Raw genomic sequence first — 12,203 nt, 5'->3', positions numbered from 1 at the left:
TTCTCACCGAGTGATAGGCGTATTTTAACCTTGAATGACTTTAATTACTTTATATGTCGTGGTGTTCATAAGCACATAATCGCCATTCACTTTAATCCACTGCTGATTTTTAATTGGTTTGCTTAACTTTTTATATTTGCTGGCCTCTACTTTAAAGCTGTTGCCGTGGTATTGGGCCGGTACTTTGTGACCTTGCTGCCAGTCGTGCGAAGGATGTTCTGTTTTTTTGATATTATGTTGAGGCGCTTTGATCGAATCTTTGGTTTGGTGCTGAGTTGCTGTTGGCCATGTTGCTGTGAATGATGCTCTTGTGGAGCAGCCATGACAGGGGCAGCAACTAAGGCGCTAGATCAGGATAAAATGATGGCTTTGATTAGAGTATTCATATTTTAAATTATCTTCATGCTGGTTTGTTTATAATCGTATCTTATTGCTAAGTTACTGATAGAGAATGAATAAAGTGTTGTTAAAGTATTAAAATAATGAACAAAATATGCAGTGTTAAATTCTATTTTTATCTAATCAAGCTATTTTTTATAATGAAAAACGTAAGCAGTTATAGCCTGTATAAATGCTTACGTTATTGTGATGAATTACTTGGCAAGTTCTGCGTTAACGGCATCTACAATGCGTGCATCATCTGCGGTAATATCGGGTGCGAAACGTGCCACCACTTCACCATTTTTATTGATGAGGAATTTTTCAAAATTCCACAGCACTTCTGGTTTTGGATTTGGGGTTAAACCGTAATCAACCAAGTCTTTCCACCAAGGGCCTTCACCCATACGTTCTGGAATCGCTTGAGTCAAAGTTTGATAAAGTGGGTGTTTGTCTTCACCAGCCACTGAAATTTTAGAAAACAGTGGAAAAGCCACTTGATAATTTAATGAACAAAACTCTTGAATTTCTTCATCAGAACCGGGTTCTTGGGCTAAGAAATTATTGGCAGGAAAACCTAAAATCTCAAGTCCTTGCTCTTTCTTGTTTTGGTATAGTTTTTCTAAGCCTTCATATTGTGGTGTTAGACCACATTTCGATGCGGTATTGACAATAAGCAGCACTTTACCTTGATATTGGTTCAGTGTGGTTTCATTGCCTTGAATCGTTTTGACTGGGATGTCATAAACAGAATTGCTCATTCGCTTGTCCTTAAATACTTGAGATTATTACTGCTTTGTTGTAACGGTTATTCTGTATATCGACAAGCATTTATTGCGATTTGTACATAATATTTGTCTGATAAAAGAATGAGAAAACAGCTGAATAGCGCTATCTTTCATGATCAGCTCGAGATTATGAGCAGTATTGGTGTTGTTTTGGCAATCTCTGGCTTTTTACTCGACTATTTTTAAATCGTTTTTAATGTCCAGCTGCATAGGTTTAATTTCATCATCCAGCCTTATTGTATTTTTTTAGATTTTAAAATATTGCCTAGTGATTTTTATGTCAATAAGCCTGTTTTTGTTGCTCAGCTGCTGCAAGTTGCAAAAATGGGGATTGAAACTGGTAAAAGATTAAACATCACGTAATTGGGCCGGTGTTTGTTCGGTATAGCGTTTAAAGAACTCAATAAAACTGGAACTATGCTGATAACCCAGTTCATAGGCGAGTTTTTTCACGGTTTTACCTTGGCGAATTTGCGTAATCGCATATAAAATTTTAGCGCGATTGCGCCATTCCGATAAGCTTAACTGTAATTCCTGTTGGCTTAAACGCAGCAAATGCCGTTCACTCATCGAGGCATTGTTGAGTAGTTGTTGCAAGCTTTTATGAAAGAGTTCTGGATTGGACAACTGTTGTAAAAGTGGCTTGAGTGAAACATGGTTACTTTGAGGTAAATAATGTTCATAGGCTGGAGCCGCTTTCAGTTGATCGACCAATACCTGTAACAAATGCCGATAGTCCGTCGTTGCGCTTCCTTTTTGTTTTTGTTCTAAAATTTCATGTACCAGATGGCGTAGAAAGGGGCGAATACTTAAAGTTTTGCTGCAAGATGCAAAATCTCCACATAGTGATGGATGGATGCGAATGCAGACATAGTGGGTGATTTGTTCATCTAAAGCGATGGAGGTATGCGCTGTTTGCGGGGGCAACCATAAACCATAATTGGGTGGCGACAAATAAATCTGTTGTTCAATTTCATATTCTAAAATACCATTTAGACTAAAATTAAAATCGCCCCACAGCGAACTATGTGGTGCCACAATTTCATCTTTTTGATAAAAAAAATCATCCACTTCTATATATTGTTCAATCGGCAGCAGCATATCCATGTCCTCATTTTTGCTTTTTTGATCCGTCTGTATGTCCATTTTTTAGCGTGTAGACATTTGCTTGAACGACAAAACAAAAAATATTGCTGTGTCTGTAGCGCGATATTGATGTCTGAAATTCGATATTCTAATTATTTCAGACTTCAGTGAAAATGAATACTGAGAATATGGATACATCGGGAGAGAACATGACACAGCAAAACAAAACAGTCTGGTGGGCGCTGGCTTTACCGTTGCTGGCGGTTTTAATCTGGTCAATGAATGTTGCGGTCACGCGATATGTGGTGGACTATATTTCTCCCGTTAGTATTAGTTTTTATCGTTGGTTTGTGGCTTTTCTCATCTTGACGCCATTTATGTTAACTAAAGTTTGGCGTGAACGTCAGTTGGTTTTACAGCATTGGAAGCAACTTGCAGTATTGGGTGCTTTTGGGATGGTGCTGTATCAGGGCTTGGGCTATAGCGCAGCGCATTATACCACTGCGACCAATATGGGCATTATTAATGCTTTTATTCCTGTATTTACCATTTTTGTTGCGATGTTTATGCTGAAGGATATTCCCAACCGTTTTGCAGTGGTGGGAAGTTTGTTATCTTTTCTGGGTTTAATCTATGTGATGGCGCAGGGCGATTTGCTCAGCCTGATTCAGTCAGGTGGGCATTTGGGCGATGCGATGATGGTGCTGGCGGTATTTTTCTATGCCTTTTATAGCGTATTTTTGAAAAAGTGGAAACTTCAAATTCCATTGCTGATCAGTTTATATGTACAGATTTTTTTCGCTTTGCTTTACCACTTACCTTTTGTTCTATGGTTGGGTTTAGATGCCATTGATCAACAGAATGTGGCGAGTGTGCTCTATGCGGGTATTTTTCCGTCGCTGATTGCCCCTTTGGTTTGGATGTTAGCGGTACAAATGATTGGCCCTAATCGAACCAGTATTTTTATGAACTTAATGCCAGTTTTTACCGCGATTATTGCCAATATCTGGTTAGCAGAAGCATGGACGGTTTATCATAGTCTAGGTGGCGTGATTATTTTACTGGGCATTTTATTGGCGCAAAAGAAAGATGTGCCAGTCAAAGTCGTAAAATTAAATGTGTAATTTAATGGTAGCTCAAAAAACAACCGAACGAATTTATTTTTTTGAGTGCTTTTTAATTGAATGAGTGTGTGAATAATCATTTTAAAATGTTTTTTCTCACAAAAGTTTATTAAAAAATAGTGAGATAATTTAAATTGTTAAGAAAAAATGATGAATCTATCATCATATTCAAATTTTTTATAAGATGAATAATATATTTGTATAATAAAACAATTTATTACATAATACGTATATCGTAAATATTTAAGTTATTGTTGATAATTGCTTAGGTTTTACCGCCAGATTGATAGACCCTCTGGATGTGTTTATGCACATCCTTTTTTATGCTCAACCATGTTATATGGTTGAGCTTTTTTTTACCTCAACTTTTGTCCACTTAGCTATTATGCTTAAGCACGAATGATCTCACCTGTTTCAGCATCGATAATTCGGCTTGCTTCTTGGCTAAGTCCCAAATCGCCATTCAAATAATCAATTTGATTTGAAAAATACTGGTTGGCCTGTTGAAGTGACAGAGCCGGTTTTTCACCTGTAGGATTGGCACTGGTCGATACAATAAAACCATGAAATGCATTGCAGAGCGCCACGCATAAAGGATGGTTCGTGACGCGTACAGCCACTTTGGGATGGTTGCCTTTAATCCATGTTGGAATAGTGTCACCCGCAGGCAATAACCATGTGGTTGCTCTTTCGGTGGGTGAGCGGTGACTCCAAGAATCGATGACTTTTTGGCGCATTTCTGTACGGAGGGGTTCTAATAAATGCTCGACTTGTGCAATCTGTGCCGCCAATAAAATAACGCCTTTTTCAATCGGCCGTTGTTTTAAGCGTAAAATTTCTAAAAAAGCGAGTTCATTAAAAGGATCACAGCCTAAGCCCCAAACGGCCTCTGTCGGGTATGCTAAAACATGTCCTTGTTTTAAACATTCAGCAGCTTCGGCAACAGAGGTGGTAATCATTAGATTTTATCTCGTCAAATTTTTTAAAGGGCTATTGTGAACCTTATTTGCTGAGACGACAACGCAGATACAAACCTGCCTGCTGTATACAGAAGCCAAGTAGCTCTAATTCCATGAGCTGGCTGGTCAATGTACTGATATCTAATCTGAGTTTGGCAATCAGTTGATCTATATTTTGTCCAACCCAATCTAGTTGCGTATATAGCGGTGCTAAGTGCGTAGGTAAGTCGATTTGCACTTCAAGTTCAGGAACACTTTTTGATTGTTCAATCTGTTGTTGATTTTGCCACTGTGTTGGCAGTGCTAAGTCTTCAAGCACTTGCTCAGGATGATCAACTAAAATGGCACCTTCACGAATAAGTTGGTGACAGCCTTGATGGTGTTCACTATAAATATGTCCCGGAATGGCAAAAACCAATTTACCCTGTTCAGCCGCAAGTTTTGCGGTAATCAGTGAGCCACTTTTCAGTGCGGCTTCAGCGACAACCACGCCTAAACTTAAAGCACTGACAATTCGATTCCGCCGTGGGAAATGATGCTGTAAAGGTAGGGTTCCGGGTAAAAATTCAGTAATGACTGTACCCGAATGGGCAATAATTTGTTGCCGTAATGCTTGATGCTGTGAGGGATATGTCTGCTCTAAACCCGTACCCATCACTGCGATGGTTTTATGCTGCCGTAAAGCCCCCTGATGTGCCGCTTCATCAATCCCTTGCGCTAAACCACTGCTAATATAAAAGCCTTTTTCACTTAAATAATAAGCAAAGTCATAGGCAACTTGCCGTCCATGAGCACTGGGTTTCCGGCTGCCGACAATGGCAATTTGAGCTTGTGATAGGGCTTTGGCATCGCCTTGACCAAATAAAATAGGTGGCTTATCTGCATAAGGACGCAGTTGGGGCGGGTAGTCTGGATGATCCAATGTCAGAATAAAATCGCTATTTTTTTGAATGTCTTGTAATAGGGTTTGGAATTTTTGTTGCCCTATTGCGGTCTGAAATTCACTGAGGCGCTGTAAGTGACTTTTATGTAATGCCAGTGCCGACCATTGCGGGAAATTTTGCGGGTCAATCGCTTGGCGAATGCTGCCAAAGCGCTGTTCTAGCTTGTAAAAACTCGATAGCGAATGTTGAACCAAATACCATAACGTAATGGTTTCAATTTGCGTTGCTGACAAATGATTCAACATATAATGACCTTAAATCAATTAGTCATCCATCAGCGGTGGTTGAATACCAGCACCGACTTTAATTGGTAATTCACTATCCAGAACATAGGCATAGCTTAAATGCTCAAAGCTTTTGAACACCATGACATTACCAATACGTTGTCCGGGTAATTGAACACGTTCTTTGGTTTTTGGATCGGTGACCACTTCACCTTTTTGGTTAATGCTGAACACATGACCGACTTGAACACCTTGTAAGCTACCGCGATCAATCGTCACCACACTATTTTTTGCAGCAGTACCAATAGAGCCCATCACACGAACCACTTGACCACCCGCGACGACATCTTCAGCGTTGGTTGGATAGAACAATGTCGGTAACATTGGATCATATTCAGGTAGCACACGGTCACCACGACGAACTTCAGAATTATAGGTGTCGGTCAGTTCAAGGGTCGTAATGTCATTTTCACCGCGCACAGCAACGCCTGCGGCCACTTGAATGAGTTCAAGACCTGCATTAAATTTTTTGCCATTTGCGCCAGTCAACATATACGGTTCGCCTTCACGGTAAACGGCATAACGTTGACCAATTTCGAGACCATTTCCGCGGGCATAAACAGTTTGCCCTTTTGCTGCAAGGACGCGTTGGTCGGCGGTGCCTAAAATGTAGGGTGTCGATTGAATGGATTCAGGTGCAACAATACTGGTACGTTCTAACCAGTGTTGGATATATTCCAATGGAATCACAGGAATGGCATTATTTAAAGATTCAATGCGAACTTGAGGTTGTAGCTTGGTGCCACCGGTATAGCGACGGATAATCCCTTCACAACCATCACCCTCATCTTTACCGATAATTGGGCGACCATTATAGGTACACATCAATAAACGGTCACCGGGGAAAATCCAATGTGGGTTTTTTACGTGTTTATTGCTGGCCCAAATTTCAGGCCAGCGTACTGGGTTTTTCAAAAATCGTTTTGAAATATCCCATAAAGTATCGCCTTTTTTTACCACATAGACCTGTGGCGCACCCGCTTTTAACGCGGGTGGATTGATATTGCGAGCAGGTGCCGCTTCCGCAACATTGACGACACCAACTCCAACACTTACACAAACAGCAAGTGCCAATAATTGTTTTTTAAACCCCAAGGCACTAAAAGTTGGCATGCCCTTAAAAACCTTTTTCATTATCATAATTCCTAAAATTATGTATGTAGTTGCGTTATAATAACGATATTACACACATTTTTTTGATGAAGCATTCCTTCATTTTGTTTTTTGATCAATGGCATAAGTGAGGACACCGTATGGCCTTATTACCTATTTTAAGTTTCCCGGATCCCCGTCTTCGCACCATTGCTAAACCAGTCGAAGAAGTTACTGATAAAATTCGTCAGCTTGCAGCAGATATGTTTGAAACTATGTATGAAGCCCCGGGTATTGGTTTGGCTGCGACACAAGTTGATCATCATATTCAGCTGATTGTCATGGATTTATCTGAACATAAAGATCAACCCATGGTGTTTATTAACCCGAAGGTTACGCCATTAACTGAAGAAACTCAGCCTTATGAAGAGGGCTGTCTATCTGTGCCTCAAATATACGATAAAGTTGAGCGTCCGTCACGCGTAAAAATTGAGGCCATTAACCTTGAAGGTCAATCATTTGAGATAGAAGCAGACGAGCTTCTCGCTGTTTGTATCCAACATGAAATGGATCACTTAAATGGTAAATTATTTGTCGATTATTTATCGCCATTAAAGCGTCAACGTGCACGTGAAAAAGTGGAAAAAGTGGTTCGTCAGCGCCAAAAAGACAAAGTTGCAGTAAAGCGCTAAGCGATTGCTTTAAGAAAAAATATCTCAAACAAAGCCCAATTTTGATTGGGCTTTGTTATACTTGTGGCGCGAAAAATTGCAGGATTCACTTTTTGCTGTTACGTAGTGGGTTATTGCTATCTTGTATAGCCGTGTTTTTACAGATTGCTGTTTTTTTACAGCCCTTGTTACCGAAGCAGTATCAGATTGCTCCGGTCTGTGAAACCATCACGCGTGCATTATTGCTTCAACCTACTGTCTCTCATCAGTCCCATCAGCACTCTTCTCATCATTCTGATCATACTGTTGCTCAGGACAGTCAACTGCATAACCAAAATGCAGGACATCATCACGATGCCAATCATCAATGTCAGTACTGTACAGTTTATGGCAATTTGGTTTTACCGCCTGAATTGAATGTCAAAGAAGTGTTGGATCGGATACAGATTCGTTTAGTTGCCTTTCAAAAAGCATTTTTACATGTTTATTTTGTTCTGCAACGCCTCTATTTACTCCCTCAAGGGCGAGCCCCACCACACTTTGCTTAAATCAAAACTTAACTTTTAGGGTCTTTAAGACTCTAGATCTTGTGCTGCTTTATTCGCAGCCCATATTTATGATTTAAGAGAGATGAAAATGGCTCAGCCTAAATTCTTTTTACAGCCTTTGTCGGCTGCAATTTGTGTTGCTTGTTATTCAGGTGCAGTATTTGCTGCGGAACAAGTTCATGTGTCACAACGTTTAGCACCTATCGTGGTGACAGCTCAGACTGCACATGATGCCAATGGCCTGATTATTCGCGCCGATCCTAAACAGCCGATTCAACCTATTCCAGCTACCGATGGCGCAGATTATTTACAAAGTATTCCGGGTTTTAGCTCGATTAAAAATGGTGGAACCAATGGCGATGTCACGTTTCGTGGCATGTTTGGTTCACGGATTAAAATCTTAACCGATGGTTCTGAAAGTCTAGGCGCATGTCCAGCACGTATGGATGCACCAACGTCTTATATTCAGCCTGAAAGTTATGATCAAATTTCTGTGGTTAAAGGCCCGCAAACCGTGCAATACGCCAATACCGGTTCAGCGGCAACGGTTATTTTTGAACGAAAGAAACCAGAACTCACTGCTGCAAAACCTTATCAAGGTCAAGCCAGTGTGCTAATGGGTTCTTTTGGGCGCTTGGATCACAATGTGGAAACAACGCTTGGGGATGAAAAGAAATATATTCGTTTAAATGCCAATCGCTCTGAATCGAATAGTTATCAAGATGGTGACGGCAATAAAGTGCCTTCGGCTTGGGAGCGTTGGAATGCAGATGTTGCACTGGGTTGGACACCAGATAAAAATACGTGGCTGGAGCTGACGGGTGGAAAGTCGGATGGTGAGGCTTTATATGCAGGTCGTGATATGGATGGTTCGCGCTTTGCTCGTGAAAGTCTGGGACTGCGTTTTGAAAAGAAAAACCTGACCGATGTGATTCAGAAAGTCGAAGGGCAGGTGAACTATAGTTATAACGACCATGTCATGGATAACTTTAGATTAAGAACACCACCAATGACACACGACATGATGACGCATCAAATGGTGGCGAATCCATCAGAGATGCAAGTCACCCGCCGCACTTTGAATACCCGTTTCGCCATGACCAGTGAGTGGGACAAACTGAATTTAATCACTGGAATTGACTCTCAGCAGAATCATCATGCAGGAAGCATGATTATGTACACCATGCCTTCAATGAATACACCATTGACCACCAATATGAAATTTCAGTCTTATGGTGCATTTGCTGAACTCGGTTATCAATGGAGTGAAAGCTCAAAGCTGGTGACAGGTGCACGACTTGACCAAGTCAAAATTGATGCGCTTAAACTGAATGATGACCGTTCAGAAACTTTACCGAGTGGTTTTATTCGTTTGGAAAATCAACATCCTGAGCATGATGCTAAAAGCTATATTGGTTTAGGTTATGTTGAGCGTGTGCCTGATTATTGGGAGTTGTTTAGTACTGCGCATGGTAATTCAGGCATGTCAAAGCCTACGTTTAATGATTTAGATACTGAAAAAACCTTGCAGCTAGATATGGGTTATCAACATCAACATGGTGCTTTTAATTCATGGGTTTCAGCTTATGCAGGTTTGATTAATGACTATATTTTAATGAGTTATCATAATCATCCGACCTCAGGCGGGCATGGTCATGGCTCAAGTTTCAGTGCAGGGGCGAAAAATATCGATGCCACCATTGCAGGGGCGGAAGCAGGATTAGGTTATCAATTTAGCGATGCCATTCAGGCGGATGTGAGTGCCATGTATGCATGGGGCGAAAATACCACAGACAACAAAGCATTACCGCAAATCGCGCCGTTAGAAGGACGCTTTAATCTGCGCTATGTTCAAGATAAATATACTTTGGGCATGTTGTGGCGTGTGGTGGCGAAACAAGATCGTATTAGCTTAAACCAAGGTAATATCGTGGGCTATGACATGAATGAGAGCAAAGCATTTAGCACACTGGCGTTAAATGCTTCTTATAACCTAATGCAAGATGTTGATGTGGCTGTTGGCGTGGATAACGTTTTAGATAAAACCTATACCGAACATTTGAATAAAGCGGGAAGTTCAGGTTTTGGTTTTGCCAGTAATGAGCAATTTAATAATACCGGTCGTAATTATTGGGCACGACTCAGTATGAAGTTCTAAGTTTTTGATGTACAAAAAACCGAGTTCAAATACTCGGTTTTTTGTTTTTGAGCGATAGGAAAGTATCAGCAAAGAAATTAGCGCTATTGATGCATACTGGCCAAGTGTTTGGCTTTGCTTTGATATAAAGCCAAACCTAGTTTTTGAATATTACGACCACGATGTTGCAGACGTTGACTTAATTTGGGTGAATATTTAGCACTGCTATATAGCACAAGGTTTCGGGCGATTAAGTAATAAGCAAACCACGCTGCTGGGCGATGCTTTAAACCCAGTTTTTGCATCTTTTTACAACCAATAAAAAATTGCGTCACTTCTAAATGCTGACGATAAGCCAGTTTTTGTTGTAAAGCTTTTAAATAACGATACTGACGTTCAAAAGGTTCTTTGGAGAGACTCGAACCTAATTCAACACTGGAGTGATCCGATTGTGGATGTGCATGCTGCATCCAATACAGTAGTTTCCAGCCATCCGACTCTTTATGGACCAGCCATTTTTCATCTACACCCATTAACCAGCCGATATATTTCCAAAAATGCAGAAAGCTATCGACTTCATTTGGGTTGGGAAAAATTCCCAGTGCACGAATGCCAATCAAAACCACACCACTAAATGCAATATTGGTCATGGCTAGATCAAACTGATTGATTGGCGTGCCCCATGTCTGGGCATCCCAGCGTTCCGATTTTTTCAGTTGATGACGGACTAAGGCATGAATAAAACGCACATAGATAGTTGAGGTGAAGCCAGCATTAAAGCGTTCTAAACCACGTGCTTCAGTAATGTCGATCCACCATTTCGTGGTTTCAGCTAAGCGTGTGCCGGCCTGTTTTTTCAGTGCACCTGTCAGTAGTAGCGGCTGATTAAATCCGGGATATAAATAACCACTCATTAATGATAAATCACGCAGAATAAACCCATTGTTGATGCCTAAGCGATGGGTGAAGTTGAGTGCCTGTTCAATTTTATCTTGATCGACCCAATCTGGCAGCGTTTGCACCGTACTAAAAAATGTGTTGAGTTCGGGAATGGGTTTAGCTAATTGATCCAATCCTTTAAACAATGCCGTTTCAAAATATTGTCGGTGTAATTTAGGATTCTGCATCATCCAAATGATGACTTGATCCATGGCGGTATCACCCTTTTGCAACGCTTGATTCAAAGATAAATATTCTGCATAAGTGGGTTGTAAATGTTGTCCTGTGAGCCAACTCAGCATTTGAGTTTTCCAATTGCTGCTGAGCATTGTTTCAAATGGTGCTAATCGTTTGAGAGTCGTGATCGTTGACATTGCAGGATCATCCTGATTATTGTTTAATCAAACTCTAATATGAATATTTATTCGCATTCAATTCGCATTCCTAATGTGAGTCAAAGCATGAGAAAAAAACCACAACAACAACGGGCAAAACTGATTGTTGATCATATTTTACAAGCTGCCCAGATCTGTATTGTCGAGCAGGGCTTAATGCAAATCACCACACCCAAGATTGCGGAAAAGGCAGGCGTCAGTGTTGGCTCGCTCTATCAATATTTTGAAAATAAAGAAGAGATTATTCAGGAACTCTTGCGCCGTAAAAGTGAAAACTTAGGCTTGGCATTAAAACAAATGGTGATTACGCAAGAGCAATTAAGCATTCAGGAGATTATTCCTTTAAGTATTCAATTTGGCTTTGATGTGATGCGCGCAGAAAGTGGTTTCTTTATCGAAGTATTAAAACATTGGCATGGCTATAACCATTCAGAAGCAGCACAGATTCTCGAAAAGCACTTTTTTGAACTGGGAATGTATCTATTTAATCGTTTTTATCGGCATTGGGATTTTGAAACGCTTAAAAATAAATCATTTGTCATCATTAATAGTACTTTGTTTACCATGATGCGCTATGTGAGTAACAATAGCTTTCTTATTTCAGAACAACAGCTTAGAGATGAATTATCCAATATGATCTTGGCTTATTTAGCACAAAAATAGCTTTTAAAAAGAATATTAAAATAAATTATTTAATAAAATCATATATTTAATACTTTTGTGGTTTGAAAAACAAACGGCTGATTCATTTAATTTGAAAAAGGGGGTTGTGTGAGATGTGAAATGCTGTAGAATGCACATCCATCGGCGGTGATGTTAAATAAAACCTCTGATAAATCAATAAGTTGGTTGGATTGT

At 40.2% G+C, this 12,203-nt stretch carries 12 protein-coding genes; 5 read left to right on the top strand and 7 right to left on the bottom strand.

All coding sequences use genetic code 11. The annotated features are described in order from the left end of the window. Positions 1-24: 24 nt before the first annotated feature. The 3 genes from F994_RS17845 to F994_RS07020 all read right to left on the bottom strand — a co-directional run bounded on the left by F994_RS17845 (position 25) and on the right by F994_RS07020 (position 2,267). The gene (locus F994_RS17845; RefSeq protein WP_228128042.1) at positions 25-231 is read right to left on the bottom strand and encodes an RcnB family protein; all 207 of its coding nucleotides are present in this window, start codon (positions 229-231) and stop codon (positions 25-27) included. A 362-nt stretch (positions 232-593) separates the two neighbouring features. Continuing rightward, positions 594-1,139: a glutathione peroxidase gene (locus F994_RS07025; protein ID WP_004649557.1), complete on the bottom strand. Its 546-nt coding sequence runs from the start codon at positions 1,137-1,139 to the stop codon at positions 594-596. A gap of 375 nt (positions 1,140-1,514) precedes the next feature. Beyond that, positions 1,515-2,267, bottom strand: a complete 753-nt coding sequence (locus F994_RS07020) for an AraC family transcriptional regulator (RefSeq protein ID WP_004649556.1) — start codon at positions 2,265-2,267, stop codon at positions 1,515-1,517. A 194-nt stretch (positions 2,268-2,461) separates the two neighbouring features. On the opposite strand from F994_RS07020, the gene F994_RS07015 reads away from it, so the two are divergent. Next, positions 2,462-3,376, top strand: coding sequence for a DMT family transporter (locus tag F994_RS07015; protein WP_004649555.1), 915 nt, complete (start codon positions 2,462-2,464; stop codon positions 3,374-3,376). Positions 3,377-3,765: 389 nt separating this feature from the next. Here the strand turns inward: F994_RS07015 and F994_RS07010 are convergent, their stop codons facing one another. Genes F994_RS07010 through F994_RS07000 form a run of 3 tightly spaced genes read right to left on the bottom strand, consistent with a single transcriptional unit; the run spans position 3,766 to position 6,697 of the window. After that, positions 3,766-4,335, bottom strand: a complete 570-nt coding sequence (locus tag F994_RS07010) for an L-threonylcarbamoyladenylate synthase type 1 TsaC (protein ID WP_004649554.1) — start codon at positions 4,333-4,335, stop codon at positions 3,766-3,768. Between the two features lie 43 nt (positions 4,336-4,378). Further along, positions 4,379-5,524: a DNA-processing protein DprA gene (gene dprA / locus F994_RS07005; RefSeq protein WP_004649553.1), complete on the bottom strand. Its 1,146-nt coding sequence runs from the start codon at positions 5,522-5,524 to the stop codon at positions 4,379-4,381. An 18-nt stretch (positions 5,525-5,542) separates the two neighbouring features. Beyond that, positions 5,543-6,697, bottom strand: a complete 1,155-nt coding sequence (locus F994_RS07000) for a LysM peptidoglycan-binding domain-containing protein (RefSeq protein ID WP_004649551.1) — start codon at positions 6,695-6,697, stop codon at positions 5,543-5,545. Positions 6,698-6,816: 119 nt separating this feature from the next. Between F994_RS07000 and def the strand changes: the two genes are divergently transcribed. The 3 genes from def (at position 6,817) to F994_RS06985 (ending at position 10,032) form a co-directional block, all read left to right on the top strand. After that, a complete protein-coding gene (gene def, locus F994_RS06995) occupies positions 6,817-7,347 on the top strand; it encodes a peptide deformylase (protein WP_004649550.1) in 531 nt (176 codons plus the stop codon). A 92-nt stretch (positions 7,348-7,439) separates the two neighbouring features. Beyond that, the gene (locus F994_RS06990; protein ID WP_004649549.1) at positions 7,440-7,874 is read left to right on the top strand and encodes a DUF2946 family protein; all 435 of its coding nucleotides are present in this window, start codon (positions 7,440-7,442) and stop codon (positions 7,872-7,874) included. An 88-nt stretch (positions 7,875-7,962) separates the two neighbouring features. Beyond that, positions 7,963-10,032, top strand: coding sequence for a TonB-dependent copper receptor (locus F994_RS06985; RefSeq protein WP_004649548.1), 2,070 nt, complete (start codon positions 7,963-7,965; stop codon positions 10,030-10,032). A gap of 83 nt (positions 10,033-10,115) precedes the next feature. Here F994_RS06985 and F994_RS06980 read toward each other — a convergent pair whose 3' ends face one another. Beyond that, positions 10,116-11,324, bottom strand: coding sequence for an oxygenase MpaB family protein (locus tag F994_RS06980; protein WP_004649547.1), 1,209 nt, complete (start codon positions 11,322-11,324; stop codon positions 10,116-10,118). An 87-nt stretch (positions 11,325-11,411) separates the two neighbouring features. Here F994_RS06980 and F994_RS06975 point away from each other — a divergent pair, with 87 nt between their 5' ends. Then, on the top strand, positions 11,412-12,008 hold the full coding sequence (locus F994_RS06975; RefSeq protein ID WP_004649546.1) for a TetR/AcrR family transcriptional regulator: 597 nt from the start codon (positions 11,412-11,414) through the stop codon (positions 12,006-12,008). Positions 12,009-12,203 lie beyond the last annotated feature (195 nt).

The organism is Acinetobacter bohemicus ANC 3994, from assembly GCF_000367925.1.
Taxonomy (GTDB): Bacteria; Pseudomonadota; Gammaproteobacteria; order Pseudomonadales; family Moraxellaceae; genus Acinetobacter; species Acinetobacter bohemicus.
Note: the sequence above shows the minus strand (reverse complement) of the source record. Positions and strands in the feature narration are given on the sequence as shown.

Coding starts and splice junctions, on each gene's coding strand:
- F994_RS07025 (WP_004649557.1), bottom strand. CDS start 1,139: ATGAGCAATTCTGTTTATGACATCCCAGTCAAAACGATTCAAGGCAAT.
- F994_RS07020 (WP_004649556.1), bottom strand. CDS start 2,267: ATGCTGCTGCCGATTGAACAATATATAGAAGTGGATGATTTTTTTTAT.
- F994_RS07015 (WP_004649555.1), top strand. CDS start 2,462: ATGACACAGCAAAACAAAACAGTCTGGTGGGCGCTGGCTTTACCGTTG.
- F994_RS07010 (WP_004649554.1), bottom strand. CDS start 4,335: ATGATTACCACCTCTGTTGCCGAAGCTGCTGAATGTTTAAAACAAGGA.
- dprA (WP_004649553.1), bottom strand. CDS start 5,524: ATGTTGAATCATTTGTCAGCAACGCAAATTGAAACCATTACGTTATGG.
- F994_RS07000 (WP_004649551.1), bottom strand. CDS start 6,697: ATGAAAAAGGTTTTTAAGGGCATGCCAACTTTTAGTGCCTTGGGGTTT.
- def (WP_004649550.1), top strand. CDS start 6,817: ATGGCCTTATTACCTATTTTAAGTTTCCCGGATCCCCGTCTTCGCACC.
- F994_RS06985 (WP_004649548.1), top strand. CDS start 7,963: ATGGCTCAGCCTAAATTCTTTTTACAGCCTTTGTCGGCTGCAATTTGT.
- F994_RS06980 (WP_004649547.1), bottom strand. CDS start 11,324: ATGTCAACGATCACGACTCTCAAACGATTAGCACCATTTGAAACAATG.
- F994_RS06975 (WP_004649546.1), top strand. CDS start 11,412: ATGAGAAAAAAACCACAACAACAACGGGCAAAACTGATTGTTGATCAT.